This window comes from Sphingomonas sp. BL2 (genome assembly GCF_056680015.1).
The window spans coordinates 994,787-1,012,828 of record NZ_CM155261.1; the positions used below are offsets into that span (position 1 = coordinate 994,787).

The 18,042-nt window shown below is 65.7% G+C and carries 20 protein-coding genes; 13 read left to right on the plus strand and 7 right to left on the minus strand.

Annotated elements, in window-relative coordinates; translation table 11 throughout:
* The first annotated feature begins 108 nt into the window (after positions 1-108).
* Together AC1ME3_RS04460 and AC1ME3_RS04465 are read left to right on the plus strand one after the other, a co-directional pair.
* The gene (locus AC1ME3_RS04460) at positions 109-1,353 is read left to right on the plus strand and encodes an argininosuccinate synthase (RefSeq protein WP_480955025.1); all 1,245 of its coding nucleotides are present in this window, start codon (positions 109-111) and stop codon (positions 1,351-1,353) included.
* A 123-nt stretch (positions 1,354-1,476) separates the two neighbouring features.
* Positions 1,477-3,066, plus strand: coding sequence for a hypothetical protein (locus AC1ME3_RS04465; RefSeq protein ID WP_480955026.1), 1,590 nt, complete (start codon positions 1,477-1,479; stop codon positions 3,064-3,066).
* On the opposite strand, the gene AC1ME3_RS04470 is transcribed toward AC1ME3_RS04465, so the two are convergent.
* The 4 genes from AC1ME3_RS04470 to AC1ME3_RS04485 all read right to left on the minus strand — a co-directional run bounded on the left by AC1ME3_RS04470 (position 3,026) and on the right by AC1ME3_RS04485 (position 5,925).
* Positions 3,026-4,174: a GNAT family N-acetyltransferase gene (locus AC1ME3_RS04470; RefSeq protein WP_480955027.1), complete on the minus strand. Its 1,149-nt coding sequence runs from the start codon at positions 4,172-4,174 to the stop codon at positions 3,026-3,028. The genes AC1ME3_RS04465 and AC1ME3_RS04470 overlap by 41 nt on opposite strands.
* A gap of 178 nt (positions 4,175-4,352) precedes the next feature.
* A complete protein-coding gene (locus AC1ME3_RS04475) occupies positions 4,353-4,817 on the minus strand; it encodes a RidA family protein (protein WP_120300634.1) in 465 nt (154 codons plus the stop codon).
* A 200-nt stretch (positions 4,818-5,017) separates the two neighbouring features.
* A complete protein-coding gene (locus AC1ME3_RS04480; protein ID WP_480955028.1) occupies positions 5,018-5,644 on the minus strand; it encodes an HAD family hydrolase in 627 nt (208 codons plus the stop codon).
* A complete protein-coding gene (locus tag AC1ME3_RS04485; protein WP_056054478.1) occupies positions 5,641-5,925 on the minus strand; it encodes a DUF3572 domain-containing protein in 285 nt (94 codons plus the stop codon). The genes AC1ME3_RS04480 and AC1ME3_RS04485 overlap by 4 nt, the downstream gene beginning before the upstream one ends.
* Before the next feature lie 36 nt (positions 5,926-5,961).
* Here AC1ME3_RS04485 and AC1ME3_RS04490 point away from each other — a divergent pair, with 36 nt between their 5' ends.
* Positions 5,962-6,324: a response regulator gene (locus tag AC1ME3_RS04490; RefSeq protein WP_480955029.1), complete on the plus strand. Its 363-nt coding sequence runs from the start codon at positions 5,962-5,964 to the stop codon at positions 6,322-6,324.
* A 388-nt stretch (positions 6,325-6,712) separates the two neighbouring features.
* On the opposite strand, the gene rpmG is transcribed toward AC1ME3_RS04490, so the two are convergent.
* Positions 6,713-6,880, minus strand: a complete 168-nt coding sequence (gene rpmG / locus AC1ME3_RS04495) for a 50S ribosomal protein L33 (protein ID WP_055881863.1) — start codon at positions 6,878-6,880, stop codon at positions 6,713-6,715.
* Positions 6,881-7,073: 193 nt separating this feature from the next.
* Between rpmG and AC1ME3_RS04500 the strand changes: the two genes are divergently transcribed.
* The 5 genes from AC1ME3_RS04500 to AC1ME3_RS04520 all read left to right on the plus strand — a co-directional run bounded on the left by AC1ME3_RS04500 (position 7,074) and on the right by AC1ME3_RS04520 (position 11,239).
* Positions 7,074-7,406 (plus strand): hypothetical protein, encoded by a 333-nt coding sequence (locus AC1ME3_RS04500; RefSeq protein WP_480955030.1) that lies wholly within the window; start codon positions 7,074-7,076, stop codon positions 7,404-7,406.
* Between the two features lie 3 nt (positions 7,407-7,409).
* The gene (locus AC1ME3_RS04505) at positions 7,410-7,976 is read left to right on the plus strand and encodes a TMEM165/GDT1 family protein (RefSeq protein WP_480955031.1); all 567 of its coding nucleotides are present in this window, start codon (positions 7,410-7,412) and stop codon (positions 7,974-7,976) included.
* Between the two features lie 61 nt (positions 7,977-8,037).
* Positions 8,038-8,535 (plus strand): Dps family protein, encoded by a 498-nt coding sequence (locus AC1ME3_RS04510; protein ID WP_056063578.1) that lies wholly within the window; start codon positions 8,038-8,040, stop codon positions 8,533-8,535.
* 267 nt (positions 8,536-8,802) lie between these two features.
* On the plus strand, positions 8,803-10,395 hold the full coding sequence (locus AC1ME3_RS04515) for a cisplatin damage response ATP-dependent DNA ligase (protein ID WP_480955759.1): 1,593 nt from the start codon (positions 8,803-8,805) through the stop codon (positions 10,393-10,395).
* A gap of 70 nt (positions 10,396-10,465) precedes the next feature.
* Complete coding sequence (locus tag AC1ME3_RS04520; protein ID WP_480955032.1) at positions 10,466-11,239, plus strand: AcvB/VirJ family lysyl-phosphatidylglycerol hydrolase; 774 nt, start codon at positions 10,466-10,468, stop codon at positions 11,237-11,239.
* 366 nt (positions 11,240-11,605) lie between these two features.
* Here the strand turns inward: AC1ME3_RS04520 and AC1ME3_RS04525 are convergent, their stop codons facing one another.
* Positions 11,606-12,403 carry a glutaminyl-peptide cyclotransferase gene (locus tag AC1ME3_RS04525; RefSeq protein WP_480955033.1) on the minus strand — a complete coding sequence of 266 codons (798 nt, stop codon included), beginning with the start codon at positions 12,401-12,403 and terminating at the stop codon, positions 11,606-11,608.
* Positions 12,404-12,470: 67 nt separating this feature from the next.
* The gene (locus AC1ME3_RS04530; protein ID WP_480955034.1) at positions 12,471-13,340 is read right to left on the minus strand and encodes a cold-shock protein; all 870 of its coding nucleotides are present in this window, start codon (positions 13,338-13,340) and stop codon (positions 12,471-12,473) included.
* 302 nt (positions 13,341-13,642) lie between these two features.
* Between AC1ME3_RS04530 and AC1ME3_RS04535 the strand changes: the two genes are divergently transcribed.
* From AC1ME3_RS04535 to rpoN, 5 genes are all read left to right on the plus strand, one after another.
* Positions 13,643-14,263, plus strand: coding sequence for a ribonuclease D (locus AC1ME3_RS04535; RefSeq protein ID WP_056063589.1), 621 nt, complete (start codon positions 13,643-13,645; stop codon positions 14,261-14,263).
* Positions 14,260-14,916 (plus strand): LPS export ABC transporter periplasmic protein LptC, encoded by a 657-nt coding sequence (lptC, locus tag AC1ME3_RS04540; RefSeq protein WP_480955035.1) that lies wholly within the window; start codon positions 14,260-14,262, stop codon positions 14,914-14,916. The genes AC1ME3_RS04535 and lptC overlap by 4 nt, the downstream gene beginning before the upstream one ends.
* A gap of 5 nt (positions 14,917-14,921) precedes the next feature.
* Positions 14,922-15,470 carry an LptA/OstA family protein gene (locus AC1ME3_RS04545; protein WP_480955036.1) on the plus strand — a complete coding sequence of 183 codons (549 nt, stop codon included), beginning with the start codon at positions 14,922-14,924 and terminating at the stop codon, positions 15,468-15,470.
* 134 nt (positions 15,471-15,604) lie between these two features.
* A complete protein-coding gene (gene lptB / locus AC1ME3_RS04550) occupies positions 15,605-16,387 on the plus strand; it encodes an LPS export ABC transporter ATP-binding protein (protein ID WP_107963957.1) in 783 nt (260 codons plus the stop codon).
* 153 nt (positions 16,388-16,540) lie between these two features.
* A complete protein-coding gene (rpoN, locus tag AC1ME3_RS04555; RefSeq protein WP_480955037.1) occupies positions 16,541-18,040 on the plus strand; it encodes an RNA polymerase factor sigma-54 in 1,500 nt (499 codons plus the stop codon).
* Positions 18,041-18,042 lie beyond the last annotated feature (2 nt).

Genomic DNA, 18,042 nt, shown 5'->3' on the forward strand with positions numbered 1-18,042 from the left:
GCGCCATTAACACCGGAGTTGCATGGCGCGGTTGCATGCACAGGTTGCATGAGGGGCCCCCAGCGCATAGGGGCGCGGGCATTGGATATTGCCCGAAGGATTCTGCCCGTGACCGATCAGATCAATCGTCCCGCCGGCGAGGCCGGCATCAATCGGGTCGTGCTCGCCTATTCCGGTGGCCTGGACACGAGCGTGATCCTGAAATGGCTCCAGCAGACGTATAACTGCGAAGTCGTGACCTTCACCGCCGATCTCGGCCAGGGCGAGGAACTCGAGCCCGCGCGCGCCAAGGCCGAGATGATGGGCGTCAAGCCCGAGCACATCTTCGTCGACGACCTGCGCGAGGAGTTCGTCCGCGACTACGTGTTCCCGATGATGCGCTCGAACGCGCTGTACGAGGGGCTGTACCTGCTCGGCACGTCGATCGCCCGGCCCCTCATCGCCAAGCGCCAGATCGAGATCGCCAAGATGGTCGGCGCCGACGCGGTCAGCCACGGCGCGACCGGCAAGGGCAACGACCAGGTCCGCTTCGAGCTCGGCTATTACGCGCTCTCGCCCGACATCAAGGTCATCGCGCCGTGGCGTGAATGGGATCTCACCAGCCGTACCAAGCTGATCGAGTTCGCCGAGCAGCACCAGATCCCGGTCAGCAAGGACAAGCGCGGCCAGGCGCCGTTCTCGACAGATGCGAACATGCTGCACACGTCGAGCGAAGGCCTCGTGCTCGAGAACCCGTGGGACGAGGTCCCCGACTATGTCTACTCGCGCACCGTGAACCCCGAGGATGCGCCCGATACCCCGGAGTACATCACGATCGATTTCGAGCGCGGCGACGGCGTCGCGATCAACGGCGAGGGCATGAGCCCGGCGACGTTGCTGTCGACGCTCAACGAATACGGTCGCCGCCACGGCATCGGCCGTCTCGACCTCGTCGAGAACCGCTTCGTTGGCATGAAGAGCCGCGGCATGTACGAGACGCCGGGCGGCACGATCTATCACCTCGCGCATCGCGGCATCGAGCAGCTGACGCTCGATCGCGGCGCGGCGCACCTCAAGGATGAATTGGCGCCGCGCTATGCCGAGCTCATCTACAACGGCTTCTGGTTCAGCCCCGAGCGCGAGATGCTTCAGGCAGCGATCGATCACAGCCAGGAGAAGGTCTCGGGCACCGTTCGCCTGAAGCTCTACAAGGGCGGCGTGTACGTGGTCGGCCGCAAGTCGGCGAACTCGCTGTATTCGGAGAAGGTCGTGACGTTCGAGGACGATCAAGGCGCCTACGACCAGCGCGATGCGGCGGGTTTCATCAAGCTCAATGCACTGCGGCTGCGGCTGCTCGGACGGCGCGATCAGTAGGGGCGGCCAGTAACCCGTTCCCCGTCGGACCTCAGTCGTCATGCCGAAGTTTGCGGGGAAGATCATCAACTCGTCGTGCGCGCACTTGTCTAGTGCGCCCACCCGCCCCTAGGGTTCGACGATATGATTACTCAGGGGGAAAAGCTGCATTGGTGGCAGACGCGCGCATTCGTCGCCGCGGTTGCGATCGCATCGATCATACCGTTGCTGTGGCCGGAAATACCGCCGCTGGTCGACCTGCCCGGGCATATGGGCCGGTACCGCGTCCAGCTGGCGATCGCCGACAATCCCTGGTTGAATCAGTGGTATAACTTCCGCTGGCAGATGATCGGCAACCTCGGCATCGACCTACTGATCGTGCCGCTCGCACCGATCTTCGGGTTACAGCTGGCGGTGAAGCTGATCGTGATGGCGATCCCCGCGCTCACCGTGACCGGGCTGCTGTGGATCGCGCGCGAGGTGCACGGGCGAATCCCCGCGACCGCGCTGTTCGCGTTGCCGCTCGCCTACAGCTATCCGTTCCAGTTCGGATTCGTGAATTTCGCGCTCGGCATGGCGCTCGCGCTCAACCTGTTCGCGCTGTGGCTACGGATGGGGCGGCTCGACCGGCGGCAGCTGCGGACCATCATCTTCGTGCCGGTCTCGTGCCTGTTGTGGCTTTGCCATACGTTCGGCTGGGGCGTGCTGGGCGTGCTCGCCTTCTCCGCCGAGCTGATCCGCCAGCACGACATCCGCCGCGACAGCGATCCCAAGAGCTGGGCGCATGGCTGGTTCAAGGCGTGCATCCAGGCGGGGCTGAACTGCCTGCCGCTCGCGCTGCCGATGGTGATGATGGTGGTCTGGCGATCGGGCGATCATGTCGGCGGCAAGACGCAGGACTGGTTCAACTGGCGCTGGAAGATGAACTGGATCACGATGGTCCTGCGCGATCGGTGGATGACGTTCGACATCGCGTCGGTCACCGTGCTGTTCGTGATCCTGTTCCGCGGCGTGCGCGACCAGACGATCGAATATTCGCGCAACCTGAGCCTGTCGGCGCTGTTCCTCGCGATCGTGTATATCCTGTTGCCGCGGATCGTGTTCGGGTCGGCCTATGCGGACATGCGGCTCGCGCCGTTCATGCTCGGGATCGCGGTGATCGCGCTGCGGCCGCGGCACGGCCTGTCGCTGCGCGGCGCGGCGGTGCTCGCGGTGCTGGGCTTCGCATTCTTCGGCGTGCGGCTGGCGGGGACGACGGTCAGCTACCTGATGTACGATCGCAGCTACGACCAGGCGATCGCGGCGATCGATACGGTGCCCGAGCGCTCGCGGGTCGTGTCGTTCGTCGGGCGGCGCTGTCGCGACGACTGGGCCTATTCGCGGCTAGAGCATGTCCCCGCGCTGCTGCTGGAGCGGCGGATGGCGTTCACCAACGACCAGTGGTCGATGGCCGGCGCGCAGTTGATGACGACGCAGTATCCGGCGGCGAAGGGGTTTGCGCACGATCCGTCGGAGATCGTCAGCGACATCAAGTGCCGTGGCCAGTTCTGGCGGCCGATCGGGGTGGCTCTGCAGAAATTCCCGCGCGATGCATTCGATTACGTGTGGCTGATCCACCCGCCGAAGTTCGATTCGAAACTGGTCCGCGACCTGACGCTGATCCGGCGTGACGGCACCAGCCTGTTGTACCGCGTCAACCGGGCTGCTGCTGCTCGCCCCGTCGGAACGGAGTAAGCTCGCCGAGATACTCCTGCTGTTCGGCGACGGCTTCGCGCTCGCGGGCGAGATAGTCGGCGATCGCGCGGCGGAAGCTCGGGTCGGGGATGTAGTGGGCGGAATAGGTCGCGACCGGGGCATAGCCACGCGCGAGCTTGTGTTCGCCCTGTGCGCCGGCCTCGACCGTCTTCAAGCCGCGCGCGATGGCGGCGTCGATCGCTTGGTAATAGCAGAGCTCGAAATGGAGGAACGGCACCTCCTCCGTCGCGCCCCAGTATCGGCCGTAGAGCGTGTCGTCGCCGATCAGGTTGAGCGCGCCGGCGATCGGTACGCCATCACGCTCTGCGAGGATGAGGAGCACGCGGTCGCCCATCGTCTTGCCGATCTGGTCGAAGAAGCCGCGCGTGAGGTACGGCTGGCCCCATTTACGGCTGCCGGTGTCCTGGTAGAAGACCCAGAACGCGTCCCAGTGCTCGGGCGTGATCTCGGTACCGACGAGGTGGCGGATCGTCAGGCCTTCGACGGCGGCGGCGCGCTCCTTGCGGATCGCCTTGCGCTTGCGGCTGGCGAGGACGGCGAGGAAGTCGTCGAAGCTGGCGTACCCCTCGTTCTTCCAATGGAACTGCGTGCCCTGGCGGATTAGCCAGCCGGCGGCCTCAAAGAGCGCGACTTCGTCGGGGTCGATGAAGGTGGCGTGCGCGGAGGATAGCCCGCTCTGGTCGGTTACCGCCTCCAGCGCGGCGATCAGCGCGGGGGCTTGCTCGCGGTCGCGGAGCAGCAAGCGCGGGCCGGGAACCGGGCTGAACGGCGCGGCGATCTGGAGCTTGGGGTAATATTGCCCCCCTGCCCGCTCCCATGCGTCCGCCCAGCCCTGGTCGAAGACGTATTCGCCCTGGCTGTGGCTCTTGGCGTAGGCGGGCGCGATTCCCGCGGGCTTGCCGTCGGGGCCATCGACCACGACTGGCAACGCCTGCCAGCCGGAGCGGCCGCCGACGCTTTTCGAGGCTTCGAGCGCGGAGAGGAAGGCGTGGCCGACGAACGGGTTGGCGGTGCCGGAGCACGCCTCCCAGTCCTCGGCCGTGATCGAGGTGACGCCTTGGGCGATGCGGGCTGTGACGGCGTTCATCCGCGACATTTGGGGTAGCGGGGTGCCGATAGCAAAGGGCGCGTCAGCTTATCTCGAAGGAAAACAGCCGTCCATCCCATATGCTGCTCTCCCGCGAAGGCGGGAGCCCAGGACCACATGGGCTGCGCTTGGCGACCCTGGGCTCCCGCTTTCGCGGGAGAACAAGGATGTCAGGAGGTCAGGCGGAAACCTGCACGATCGCGTCGATCTCGACGGCGGCGCCGAGCGGGAGGACGGGAACGCCGACTGCCGCGCGCGCATGCTTACCGGCATCGCCGAACAGCGCAACCATCAAGTCCGATGCGCCGTTAGCGACCTTCGCCTGATCGGTGAAATCGCCGGTCGAGTTGACGAACACGCCAAGCTTCACGATCCGCTCGACGCGGCCGAGCGTGCCGAGTGCCGCCTTCATCTGTGCGACGAGCATCAGCCCGCAGAGCTTCGCCGCTTCCTGTGCGTCTTCGAGCGAGACGCCGTCTCCGACGCGACCGGTAACCAGCGCGCCGTCCTTGAACGGCAACTGGCCCGAAATGTGGAGCATGCCGTTCGCCAGCACGGTCGGGACGTAGGACGCCACGGGTGCGGCAGCCTGCGGGAGGGTGAGGCCCAGCTCTTCGAGCTTGCGGTCGATACGATCGGTCATGGCGGAGGTATCACCACAGCGGTGGGGGATGGGTCAAGTGGCCCTGGGTACGAACCGCCGTTCGAGCGATCCTCCCCCGCCAGGGGGAGGTGGCGCCGCAGGCGACGGAGGGGGAGGCACACGAAACAAGGGTTTCCCTTACCTCCCCCTCCGTCTGGCAAGGGCCAGCCACCTCCCCCTTGCGGGGGAGGATCGAGAGATTAGGCGTCCGCCGGCAAGCCCGCCTCAAACCGTGCGGCGATCCAGTCCGCCGCCTCGCGCCAGTCGTCGATCCGCGCATGAGCTTCGGGTGCTTTCGGCACATTCACCGCCAGCGTCGGCTCCGAGACCATGTGCAACCGGTGCACCCCCGGCGCGTGCTTGGCGACCGACTCGTGGTGCACCGCGAGATCGTCCACGAACACCGTCACCGGCGAGCCGTATTCCTCGACCAGCCGCGACACCGGCGTACCCTTGCCACCTTGGTTGCACTCGACGCGGTGCTCGATGCCGAACTTGGCGAGCTGTTCGATCCGCGGCTGGCGGCATTCGTCCTGGAGGTTGGTGAGGATGACGATGTCCGCCACTTGGGCCAGCCGCTCCAGCGCCTCGACCGCATGCGGTACCAGCGTCTGGCGGTGCATCTCGCCGGGAAAGAACTCACCCAGCATCACCCACATGTCCTCGCGCGACGGCGGCGGGCCACCGTCACGCCGCGTCATCGCGGTCGAGAAATCGCCGTGCTGGATCGCGAAGTCGATGTCGTGGCGCTCGTCGAGCCAGACGCCGAAATGCTTGACCATGTGCAGCAGCACTTCGTCGCAATCGCTGATCAGCAGCGGCCTCATGCTTCAAACTCCCCCTGGTCCAGTTTGGCATGGGCGCGGACCAACGCCTCTGGCTTCACACCCAGCGATTCGGCGCAGGCAATCAGGTCCGGCTCGTGGTTTTCGAGAAAGCCGAGCGCCGCGGACAGCACCGTCGGGTCGCTCGCCCGAGCGCGGAGGTCATGCGGCTCAAGGCCGGTCACCGACAGCAATCGCATAGCGCGATCGGGCTCGACCAGCGTCCATACCAACGCGCGCAGGGCGAGCGCTTCGGCGTCTTCGTTTGAATCGCGGTCGCGCATTGCCTATCGTGCCTTCTTTCCGGATAAGGTGCGGCGGTGACAAAGAAGGTGCTCGTTGTCGAGGACAACGAACTCAACCTCAAATTATTCTGCGACCTGCTGCGCGCGCACCAGTTCGCCGTCGAACCCGTGCGCGACGGCCGCGAAGCCGTTGCGCGCGCTCGGGAATTCGTGCCCGACCTGATCATCATGGACATCCAGATGCCGCACGTCACCGGCTACGAGATCATCCTCGAACTGAAGGCGGACGAGGAGTTGAAGGAGATACCGGTGATGGCGGTGACCGCGTATGCGGGGCGCGAGGACGAGGAGCGGATCCGGGCTGCGGGCGCGGACTCGTATGTGTCCAAGCCGATCAGTCTGGCGCGGTTTATGGATGCGGTCGGGGCGCTGGTCTGAGGTGGGAAAGCGTCCGGGTCCCGTTTACCCTCCCCTTGCCGTGCGTGCTGAGTAGAGACCGAGTAGCTCAGTAAGGAGCGTATCGAGGGCTCGTATCGAAGCACAGGCTCCGCACCCCAAGCTGTCCTTCGATACGCCCTCTCGATACGCCGCCTGCGGCGACTACTCGATGGCTACTCAGGACGAACGGAAGGGGGCCAGGGGCGCACGCCCCACACCGTCACCCAGTAAAAGCTGCGGTCTCCCCGTCACGGCCGCACCCTCGCGGCAAGAGATCCCAGCTTTCGCTGGGATGACGGGCGTTCGAGCACAAACGCCAAAAGCCGCGGAGTTACCCGCGGCTTTCCGGATCTTCACAATCAGTCGGCAGCCTGAGCCACCCACCAGATTACTTGATCTTGGCTTCCTTGAACTCGACATGCTTGCGCACGACGGGATCGTACTTCGAGAAGGAGAGCTTCTCCGTCTTGGTACGGGGATTCTTCTTGGTGACGTAGAAGAAGCCGGTGTCAGCGGTGCTGAGCAGCTTGATCTTTACGGTGGTCGGCTTGGCCATGAGCCCAATTCCTATGGCTTGAAAATGCGAAAGCGGCGAACTGACGCCGCCGCTCCATCAGGGGCGGCGCATGGCGGACGTAGGGAACGAAGTCAAGCTTTACCCCGTCGTTGCACGGCGAGACCGTTCATTTAACCCGCTATTCACTGTCCGGGGCGCATTGTACCGTCAGATTAAAGACAGGAGCGGGATCGTGGGGCAGGCGCTGGTTCGAATCGACGACATGATCGCGGTGAAAGCCGATCTCGCGGCGCGAATCGCGGCGATCGATGTCCGTGCGCCCTATTCCCGCCCCTGCGACATCGCCACCGAGATCGATGCGATCCGCGTGATAGCGCATATCAACGGCCTCAACCCGGCGGTGACCGTCGCGCATTTCGTCGATTCGGCGCTGTCACGCGGCGAGCATGGTGCGCTGGTACTTGGCTGGCTGTCGATCCTGCGCGATGCGGTCGGGTGCGAGCGGCAGGACGTCCAGGCTTGCCACGCGTTCGCCGCTGCCTGTTCGGTGCGCCTTGCGGGATAACCCATGGACGCCTTGATGGCGGCGCTGGTCGCGGCAGCGCTCGCGCAGGTCGGAGATCGTACCGCGTGGCTCACCGCGATCCTGGCGGACCGGTACCGAAAACCGGGTCTGGTCATCGCGATGGCGGCGCTGGCGTTGCTCGCGGCGAGCGGCTTGGCGGCGGCGCTCGGCGCGGTGATCGGGCCGAAGCTTGCCCCCAATGCGCAACAACTGATGCTCGCGCTCGCGTTGCTGTTGCAGGGGGGGGGATCGTTCTTTCCGGCCAAGGCACCCGAGCGGCTGGATCGCTGGAAGATCGGCGCGATCGCCACCACCGCGCTCGGCCTGTTCATTCTGGCTTTCGGCGACGGCGTTCAGTTCATCGTCCTGACGCTTGCCGCGCGGACGCCCGTCCCGGCCCTCGCGGCGATCGGCGCGACGATCGGCTCGCTGGTGGTGATCGTCCCCGCCGCACTGATGGGCGAGGCAGCGTGGCTTAGACTGCCGCTCAAGCCGCTCCGCATCGCCATCGGCACCGTGTTCCTGATCTTCGGTATCGTCCTGGCGCTCGGCGCGTTACGCTTGGTCTGACGGCCGGGAGCAAGTGTGCGTTCGGATCGTTCACGCGACGACTTTTCAACGGGAGCTAAACATGGCCGAGATCAACCCCGCCCTCGACACGCCGACCGACCTGCCGAGCAACAGCACCAAGTCGGTCGCCGATGCGCTGAACGCCGCGCTCGCCGATTGCTATGCGCTGTATCTCAAGACCAAGAATTTCCACTGGCACATGTCGGGGCCGCATTTCCGCGATTATCACCTGCTGCTCGACGACCAGTCCGCGCAGATCATCGGCGTGACCGACGCGATCGCCGAGCGCGTGCGCAAGACCGGCAACACGACGCTGCGCTCGATCGGCGATATCTCGCGGCATCAGACGATCGCCGACAACGACATGGCGTTCGTCGGCCCGACCGAGATGCTCGCCGAACTGCGCGAGGACAATCTGAAGCTCGTCGAGCAGTTCCGCATCGTCAAGGACGCCGCGGATGCGGCCAAGGACAACGCGACGAGTGGGATCGTCGATGAGTGGACCGATCATGCCGAAGAGCGTGCGTGGTTCCTGTTCGAGGCTAGCCGAAAGGGTTGAGTCACGCAGACCGCACGATCCTCCCCCGCAATTGGGCGGTGGCGCCGCTAGGCGACGGAGGGGGCGGACACGGGACAGCGGTGATCGGCGCCTCCCCCTCCGTCAGGCTGGCGCCTGCCACCTCCCCCTGGCGGGGGAGGATTGTCAGACCCGCTTGCTGTCGGCCGACCGGTAACCGTCAAACCTTATAAACGACCGTCGTTGGACCATCCGGCGGCGGTCGTTTCGCATGTGCATCCCTTCTGGTGGCAGGCGCGTTTACCGATGATGCATGCTTTCGCCGCCTTGCTCGATTCACTCACCTACACGCGGTCGCGCAACGCGAAGCTGAAGCTGATCGCGGATTATTTGCGCGCGACGCCTGACCCGGATCGGGGCTGGGCGATGGCGGCATTGACCGGCGATCTCGATCTGAAAGGCGTGAAGTCGGCGGTGATCCGCGGGCTGATCGAGGAGCGCGTCGATCCGGTGCTGTTCAGGATGAGCCGTGATTATGTCGGCGATACCGCGGAGACGGTCGCGCTACTCTGGCCCGAACCGACGGTTCCGGTCGATCCGACGCCGCTGTCGATTACCGATGTCGTCGAGCGGCTGGCGGCGTTATCGCGGGCCGATGCACCGGGTGCGCTGGCGGACATGCTCGACCGGTCGGATGCGGAGGAGCGGTTTGCGTTGCTCAAGATGGCGACCGGCGCGCTGCGGATCGGTGTGTCGGCGCGGTTGGCGAAGACGGCGCTGGCCGATGCGTTCGGGCTCGACGTCGATGCGGTCGAGGAGGTCTGGCACGGGCTCGATGCGCCGTATGCGAGCCTGTTCGCCTGGGCGGAGGGCACGGGCGCACAACCTACGCCGGCTGACGTGCCCGTGTTTCGGCCGTTCATGCTGGCGCACGGGCTCGAAGACTTGCGCGTCGATCTCGCCGACTATGCTGCCGAGTGGAAATGGGACGGCATCCGGGTGCAGATCGTCCATGTCGCGGGCGAGACGCGGCTCTACAGCCGCACCGGCGACGACGTCACGGGCAGCTTCCCGGAGATCGCCGCCGCGTTTCGGACGCCGGGCACGGTCGACGGCGAACTGCTGGTGAAGGGCGAACATCAGGGCGGGACGCTGGAGGATGGCGGCGGTGCTGCGAGCTTCAACGCGTTGCAGCAAAGGCTTGGGCGCAAGACCGTCTCGGCGAAGATGCTGGCGGACTATCCCGCGTTCGTTCGGCTCTACGACCTGTTGTTCGATGGCGACGAGGATTTGCGCGCGCTGCCCTGGACCGAGCGGCGCGCGCGGCTGGGGGCGTTCGTGCCGCAGCTGGATCCCGAGCGGTTCGATCTGAGCGCGGTGATCGAGGCGGACGACTTCACGGCGCTGGAGGCGATTCGAGCGGCCTCGCGCGACGCCGCGATCGAGGGCGTGATGCTCAAGCGCCGCGATTCGCCGTATGTCGGCGGGCGCCGTGCCGGGCTCTGGTATAAATGGAAGCGTGATCCGCTGACCGCCGACTGCGTGATGATGTACGCGCAGCGGGGCTCGGGGCGGCGATCGTCCTATTATTCGGACTATACCTTTGGCTGCTGGACCGAGGAGGGCGAACTGCTCCCGGTCGGGAAGGCGTATTCCGGGATTACCGATGAAGAGCTCAAAATGCTCGACAGCTTCGTGCGCAACCATACGCAGAACAGGTTCGGGCCCGTGCGCGAAGTCGAGAAGACGCTGGTGCTGGAGATCGCGTTCGATTCGCTGCACGATTCGAAGCGTCATAAGTCGGGCGTGGCGATGCGCTTTCCACGGATCGCGCGGATCCGGACGGACAAGCCTGCGGCGGAGGCGGACCGGATCGAGACACTCAAGCGGATGATTACGTAATCCGCGCGTCATCGAAGCGGGTGGCGGTGCAGGGTATTGACCCGATCTTGATACGCGTAAGGATCGTCCGGTGAAAAGTTCGAAACATCCGCGTACGGTAGCGGCACGACGCTGGCGGCGCGGCGCTTGGGTGACCGGCATCGTGTCCGCGATCGTCGTGCTGTTCGTCTACCTCGCCGGTTATTTCGACCGCGACCCGGTGCATGTGTATCCGGCGCTCGGCGTGCACGCGTCGGGACCGCCGCCGATCGCGGTGGTGAACTTCTCGGGCGACATGGGGCTGCGGTTCCTGCTCGGCGCGTCGACCTCGCGAGGGCTGACCGAGCACGGTATCCCGGTCGTCGGGATCACGACGCCGGCATTGTTCGCGCATCATCGGACGCGACCGGAGCTCGATGCGATCATCGCGGACGGCGTGCGGACGGCCCTGGCACGCACGGGGGCGAAGCGGATCGTGGTGATGGGGCAGTCCTACGGCGCGGATATCGTCCAGACCGGGCTCGCCAACCTGCCGACCGAATTGCGTACGCGGGTCGCCGCGATCGTGCTGATCCTGCCGGGGAACACGGTGTTCTATCGCGCCGATCCGTCGAGCCTGCTGTACGATCATGGCACGCCCGACAGCATGGGCGCGACGACGGCGAACCGGCTGACCTGGGCGCCGCTCACCTGCATCTATGGGGTGGAGGAAACGGATAGCCTGTGTCCGCTGCTGACGACCGCGAACGCGCGCAAGGTCGGGATGCCGGGAGGGCATAACATCCGTCACGATGCGGATGGTCTGCTGCGGCATGTGCTGGCCGCGATCAAATCGGTCGCGCCGGGTGCGGGGCATGGGTTTTAGGGCTGGGCGATAGGTGAAGTTGTGACCTCGGCACGACTTCCGGCTTAGGTCCTGACACTGCGCTGAGCTTCCCCTCCCCCAACCGTTCAAGCCGCTCAACCGACCAACCGTCATCCCAGCAATAGCTGGGATCTCATCGTGTGAGGCACGGCGCCTGCCAAACCGGGATACCCCAGCTTTCGCTGGGGTGACGGGTGGGGGGTGGCGACGCACGAGGAGTTGGGGCGGGCATGCGGTGAGTCGCCATGTCCCGCAGGGACCGTCCCTGTATCCTTATTCTCCCGCGAAGGCGGGAGTCCAGTCTGGGCTCCCGCCTTCGCGGGAGAACAAGCGGAGGAGCGTTGTCGGGGAAACGGAAACGCGCAACTATTGCGGCGTGGTGGCCATCTTGATCTCGAAGAGCGTCGGCCAGTATTTGCCCGTCACGAACAGCCGATCCGCCTTCGCGTCCCAGGCGATGCCGTTGAGGACCGCCTCTGGATCGGTCGCGGCGATTTCGGCGACCAGCGGGCGGAGGTCGATGACCGCGCCGACCTTGCCGGTCTTGGGATCGATGCGGACGAGGAAGCCGGTGTGCCAGACGTTGGCGAGCAGCGCACCGTGGACATATTCGAGTTCGTTGATGTCGCGTAACGGGCGGCCGTCGATCGTTACGGCGACGCGCTTGCGTTCGGCCAGCGTCAGCGGATCGCGGACGATGATGTCGGAACTGCCATCGGACTGGAGCAGCGAGACGCCGTCACTGGTCAGCCCCCAGCCTTCGCCGGTATAGCGGTTCTGCCCCTTGGGCTTGAGCGTGCGAACATCCCAGCGGTGCGCGATGCCGTCATGCCAGGTGAGGCTAACCAGTTGGTCCTTCCACAGCGCGAGGCCTTCGCCGAACTGCGCGGGGTCGATTCGCGCCCTGGCGAGGATCTTGCCGTCCTTGAGCGACACGCGGCGGATGTCGGATTGCCGCTCCTGCCCCGTGCTCTCGTACAGCGCGCCATCGTGCCAGAGCAGCCCTTCGGTGAACGCAGTACGATCGTGCGGGTAGCGCGCAACGATCGTCGCCGAGAACACCGGCACGCGGGTCGGCTCGCGCGGAGCCGCGACAGCACCCTGCCCGGCCTGCGCCACCGACGACAGCGAAGACGATGAAACGAGAACGGCCGGTCCCGCCAAAGCGAAACCGGCCGCAATCATTATCCTACCGAACACGGTACGATCAGCGTTCTGGGTCAGACAGCTATCAGCCGCCTGCGCTCAGGTTCACCGCTGCGTACTTGCCGCGACGATCAACCTCAAGCTCGAACTCGAGCTTGTCGCCCTCGTTCAGCGTCGACATGCCGGCGCGCTCGACGGCCGAGATGTGGACGAATGCGTCAGGCTGTCCGTCGTCGCGCTGGATAAAGCCGAAGCCCTTCATCGCGTTGAAGAACTTGACCGTACCGGTCGCCTTCTCGCCGGTGAGCTGACGCTGGGCGCCACCTGCACCACCGTCACGGTCGCGATCGCCACCACGGGGCGCGCCCGGGCCGGCATCACGGTCACGCGGCGGGCCGCGATCGGTGACGGCCATCGGCTCGCCGTCGATCTTCAGGTCGGTTGCCGAGATACGGCCGCCGCGATCGACGAGCGTGAAGCCGAGCGGCTGCCCCTCAGCGAGAGCGACCATGCCGGCCTGCTCTACGGCGCTGATGTGGACGAACACGTCCTCGCCGCCGTCATCGCGAACGACGAAGCCGAAGCCCTTCTGCGCGTTGAAGAACTTTACGACGCCCGTGCCTTCGCCGACGACCTGGGGAGGCATGCCGCGACCACCGCCGCCGCCGCCGCCGCCCGAGAAGCCGCCGCCACCACCGCCGCCGCGGTAACCACCGCCGCCGCCGCCGCTGCCGCCGAAGCTGCTGCCGCCGCCGTAGCTGCTGCCACCGCCGCCACCGTAGCTCGAGCCACCGCCGCCGCCATAGCTGCTACCGCCGCCGCCGCCGCCGAACCGATCGCCGCCACCGCCAAAGCTGCTGCCGCCGCCGAACTCATTGTCGCCGCCGCCGAAGCTGTCGCGCTTGTCGCGGCCACGCCCGCCACGGTTCCCGCGGCCACCTTTATCGAAACCCATAAGCTCTGTTCGTCTTCCCGGTTCGCCCGCAAATTTCTCAAAACCCTTGTGCCGGACGACGAACGCAGGTTTTCCAGCGCGAAACCTTTTGCGCCTTGAGGGGACCCTTAGCGCAAAATACAAGCCGTCGCGAATAGATTCTGATCCGAGGGCGCTCGATTTGGATCGATACTGGCGCAAGTGTCGCGCCCCAGCCACGACTCGTCGCATCGACGATCGCAAAGCCTTCTTGTTGCCTGATTCGGATCGGTGACGCAGATAGAGGCATTGAGCGTTCAGCTTCGGGCGGCTACGGCCGACGCATGACAGTTCATCTTCACGAAGGCGACATTCCCGCCGACCTGTTCGCGGCCGGCGCCGCGATCGCCGTCGATACCGAGACGATGGGGCTGATCACGCCTCGCGACCGGTTGTGCCTCGTCCAGCTTTCCGACGGCGGCCCCGACGAGCACCTCGTCCGATTCGCCGCGGGTGCCGGCTACGATGCACCCAACCTGAAGGCCCTGCTGGCCGATCCGGCGCGGGTGAAGCTTTATCATTTCGGCCGGTTCGATATCGCCGCAGTTCAATATTATCTCGGCGTCGTCGCGGCACCGGTATACTGCACCAAGATCGCGTCGCGGCTAGTGCGGACCTACACCGATCGTCACGGTCTCAAGGAAATCGTCCGCGAACTGCTTGGCCAGGACATCTCGAAGCAGCAGCAGTCGTCGGACTGGGGCAGCCCCGAACTGTCGGAGGCGCAGAAGGATTATGCGGCGTCGGACGTCCGCTTCCTCCACCGGTTGCGGACCGAGCTCGACAAGCGATTGATTCGCGAGGGCCGGATGGAACTCGCGCAAGCGTGCTTCGACTTCCTGCCGACTCGTGCCGCGCTCGATATCGCCGGCTGGCCCGAAATCGACATTTTCGCACACGCATGATCGAGGTCCCGCCGCCTTCTCCGGTAGCCCGTCGCGTGCGGACCGCGCGCCAGGACTGGGCCGCGCCCGGTGGCAGCCACGATCGGTTCGTGGCGATCGCCCGCGTCGGCCTGCCGACCGCGATCGGCGTGCTGGCGGCGTTCCTGGTGATGGCGCCGCTGACCGCGGGCGGCGACGTGTCGTTCCTGCTCGACAAGAACAAGGTCGACGTCGCGCAGGAGCGGATGAAGACGCAGGCGGCGCGCTATCGCGGCGAGGATACCAAGGGCCAGGCGTTCACGCTCGACGCGGCCTCGGCGATCCAGAAGAGCTCGGCCGAGCCGATCGTCCAGCTCAATCAGCTCGCCGCACAGATCCAGCTGACCGACGGCCCCGCCAATATCAAGGCGAACACCGGCCGCTACGACATGGACACCGAGAAGGTGCAGCTGTTCGGCCCGCTGAACGCCACCGCGGCTGGCGGTTACGACCTGAAGACGACGAACGCGACGATCGACATGAAGGCGCGCACACTCGAAAGCGGCGGGGCGGCGACCGGCACCGTCCAGCAGGGTACGTTCAGCGCGAACAAGCTGCGCGCGAACCTGGAAGAGCGCACCGTGACGCTCGATGGCAATGCGCGCTTGCGGATCATCCCCAGAGGGCCGAAATAACCGTCATGCGCGCCACTCACTTATTTGCAGCCTTGTCTGCCATTCTGCTCTCCACGACCGCGGTCGCGCAGCAGTCGCACAATTCCAATGCTCCGATCGATTTCGGCGCGGATCATATCGAACTCCAGGACAAGGCGAACCGCGCCATCCTGTCGGGCAACGTCGCGGTCAAGCAGGCCGAGATGACGCTGAATTCGGCGCGGATGACGGTGGCGTATACCGGCCAGGTGATTGGCGGAAACCCGCAGGTCTCGCGGCTCGACGCATCGGGCGGCGTGATCGTCAAGCGTCCGGACCAGACCGCACGCAGCCAGTACGCGATTTACGATCTCAACCGGCGCGTCATCACGATGCTCGGCGCGGTCACACTCACACAGGCGGGCAACACCGTGAACGGCGGACGGCTGACGATGAACCTCGACACCGGGCGTTCGGTTATCGACGGGTCATCGGTTGCAGCTGGCAGCGCGGGCGGATCGACAGCAAGCGGTGGCACGGTTACGCAGACCGGCGGCCGCGTGACCGGCACCTTCTCGGTCCCCAAGCGCAACTGAGCCTGTCCGTCGTCCAGAGGGGCTTCCCTCCAGCGGCGCGCTCATGCATGTTTCCTGCCAAACCCCCGCCGACTGTTCGGCGACACCATCAAAGCCGAGTTTTCGGCGACTGACTTTTGCGAGGGCCTGATCCCATGGATGCCACCACGCTGCCCCCGATCGAGAACGTCGAGCCGATTTCCGAGCCGCCGGTGAGCAACGGGCTCCAAGTCGTCTCGATCGCCAAGTCTTACGACAAGCGCGTCGTTCTGACGGACGTGTCGGTCTCGGTCGGGCGCGGCGAGGTCGTCGGGCTGCTCGGGCCCAACGGCGCTGGCAAGACGACGTGCTTCTACTCGGTGATGGGCTTGGTGAAGCCGGATTCGGGCCGGATCATGCTTGATGGCGAGGACATCACGAAGCTGCCGATGTACCGGCGCGCGATCCTGGGCTTGGGCTATCTGCCGCAGGAGACGTCGATCTTTCGTGGGCTGACGATCGAGAAGAACATCCTGACCGTGCTGGAGTTGTCCGAGCCGGACAAGGCGGCGCGCCAGCGGAAACTCGATACGCTGCTGGAGGAGTTCGGTTTGACTCGGCTCCGCGCTGCACCGGCGATGGCGCTGTCGGGTGGCGAGCGGCGACGGGCGGAAATCGCCCGCGCGCTGGCCGCGGACCCGTCGATCATGCTGCTCGACGAGCCGTTCGCGGGCATCGATCCGATCTCGATCGCCGACATTCGCGACCTGGTGAAGGACCTCAAGCGCCGCGATATCGGCGTGCTGATCACCGACCACAACGTCCGCGAAACGCTGGAAATCGTCGACCGCGCGTACATCATCTACGACGGCCGGGTGCTGTTCTCCGGCTCGCCCGAGGAACTGGTCGCGGATGCGAACGTCCGGCGCTTGTATCTCGGCGAAGGCTTCTCGCTTTAAGCCGATGAACGAGCTCGCGCATCCATTCCTCCCCGCCACGGGGAGGGGGACCAGCAAAGCTGGTGGAGGGGGCTTTCCGCAAACGCCGCGTCTGACGCGAGCCCCCTCCGTCGACGCTTCGCGCCGCCACCTCCCCTTGCAGGGGAGGATCTAGTGAGCCTCGCCCCTCGCCTTGACATCCGCCAGTCGCAGTCGCTGGTGATGACCCCGCAGCTCCAGCAGGCGATCAAGCTGTTGGCGCTGTCGAACCTGGAGATCGAGGGGTTCATCGCCGAGGAAGTCGAGCGCAACCCGCTTCTCGAAGCCAGCGCCGCCGAGGATAGCGACGCGCCCGATCGCGAACCTGTCGCCGAAGTCCGAGATGAGCGCGTGGCGGCCGACGAACTGGTCTCGGGTACCGGCGCAGATGACGAACCGACGCTCGATGTCGACTACGCCACCGAAAGCCACCAGCAGGACAGCGTCGCCGACGGCGGCAGCGGGATGGACGGCGCGCTGTCGATGACCGGCGCGAGCGCGGGGGGAGCGGGCGGCGAGGACGGCCCCGATCTCGACGCGTTCGCGGATACCAGCTTCAGCCTCGCGGATCACCTGCTCGCACAGGCTGGGCCCGTAATCCCGCACGAGGATGCGTTCATCGCGGCGCACCTGATCGATCAGATCGACGAGGCGGGCTATCTCACCGTGTCGCTGCTCGACATCGCCAATCGGCTCGGCGTACCGCTGGTCCGCGTCGAGGCCGTGCTGGCGACGATCCAGACCTTCGATCCGACCGGCGTCGGCGCGCGCGACCTTTCGGAATGCCTCGCGTTGCAGGCGCGCGAGGCGGACCGTTACGATCCGTGCATGGCGCGGCTGATCGACAACCTCGACCTGCTTGCGCGCGGCGAACTGACGCGGTTGAAGCGGATGTGCGACGTCGACGACGAGGACATGGCGGACATGATCCGCGAACTGCGCGGTTATGATCCGAAGCCGGGGTGCCGCTATGGGGGCGAGCCTGCGCAGTCGGTGACGCCGGACCTGTTCGTAGCGCGGACCAAGGCGGGCTGGGCGATTGAGATCAACGCCACCACGCTGCCGCGCGTGCTGGTCAACCGGAGCTATTACACCGAATTGTCGGGCGGGCAGCAGGACAAGGCGTCGAAGGCGTGGCTGAGCGATTGCCTCGCGAGCGCGAACTGGCTGGTGAAGGCGCTCGACCAGCGCCAGCGGACGATCATCAAGGTCGCGACCGAGATCGTGAAGCAGCAGGAGGCGTTCTTCCTGAAGGGCGTCGCGCACTTGCGGCCCTTGACGCTGCGCCAGGTCGCGGACGCGATCGAGATGCACGAATCGACCGTCAGCCGCGTGACGAGCAACAAATACGTCTCGTGCGCGCGCGGGCTGTACGAGCTGAAATACTTCTTCACGAGCGCGATCCAGTCGGCGGACGGCGGCGAGGCGGTGTCGGCGCAGGCGGTGAAATCGGCGATTCGGGCGCTGATCGACACCGAGGGTGCGAAGATCTTGTCGGATGACACGCTAGTGGAGTTACTTAACGGCAAAGGGTTCGACATCGCGCGCAGGACCGTCGCCAAGTACCGTGAAGCCTTGGGGATCGGGAGCTCCGTACAACGCCGCCGCGCCCGTACATTAGAGGGTGCCGGCTAAGC

Coding starts and splice junctions, on each gene's coding strand:
- AC1ME3_RS04470 (WP_480955027.1), bottom strand. CDS start 4,174: ATGAACGCCGTCACAGCCCGCATCGCCCAAGGCGTCACCTCGATCACG.
- AC1ME3_RS04545 (WP_480955036.1), top strand. CDS start 14,922: ATGCGCGCCACTCACTTATTTGCAGCCTTGTCTGCCATTCTGCTCTCC.
- AC1ME3_RS04465 (WP_480955026.1), top strand. CDS start 1,477: ATGATTACTCAGGGGGAAAAGCTGCATTGGTGGCAGACGCGCGCATTC.
- AC1ME3_RS04505 (WP_480955031.1), top strand. CDS start 7,410: ATGGACGCCTTGATGGCGGCGCTGGTCGCGGCAGCGCTCGCGCAGGTC.
- AC1ME3_RS04510 (WP_056063578.1), top strand. CDS start 8,038: ATGGCCGAGATCAACCCCGCCCTCGACACGCCGACCGACCTGCCGAGC.
- AC1ME3_RS04535 (WP_056063589.1), top strand. CDS start 13,643: ATGACAGTTCATCTTCACGAAGGCGACATTCCCGCCGACCTGTTCGCG.
- AC1ME3_RS04515 (WP_480955759.1), top strand. CDS start 8,803: ATGCATGCTTTCGCCGCCTTGCTCGATTCACTCACCTACACGCGGTCG.
- AC1ME3_RS04530 (WP_480955034.1), bottom strand. CDS start 13,340: ATGGGTTTCGATAAAGGTGGCCGCGGGAACCGTGGCGGGCGTGGCCGC.
- AC1ME3_RS04485 (WP_056054478.1), bottom strand. CDS start 5,925: ATGCGCGACCGCGATTCAAACGAAGACGCCGAAGCGCTCGCCCTGCGC.
- AC1ME3_RS04480 (WP_480955028.1), bottom strand. CDS start 5,644: ATGAGGCCGCTGCTGATCAGCGATTGCGACGAAGTGCTGCTGCACATG.
- lptB (WP_107963957.1), top strand. CDS start 15,605: ATGGATGCCACCACGCTGCCCCCGATCGAGAACGTCGAGCCGATTTCC.
- rpmG (WP_055881863.1), bottom strand. CDS start 6,880: ATGGCCAAGCCGACCACCGTAAAGATCAAGCTGCTCAGCACCGCTGAC.
- lptC (WP_480955035.1), top strand. CDS start 14,260: ATGATCGAGGTCCCGCCGCCTTCTCCGGTAGCCCGTCGCGTGCGGACC.
- AC1ME3_RS04475 (WP_120300634.1), bottom strand. CDS start 4,817: ATGACCGATCGTATCGACCGCAAGCTCGAAGAGCTGGGCCTCACCCTC.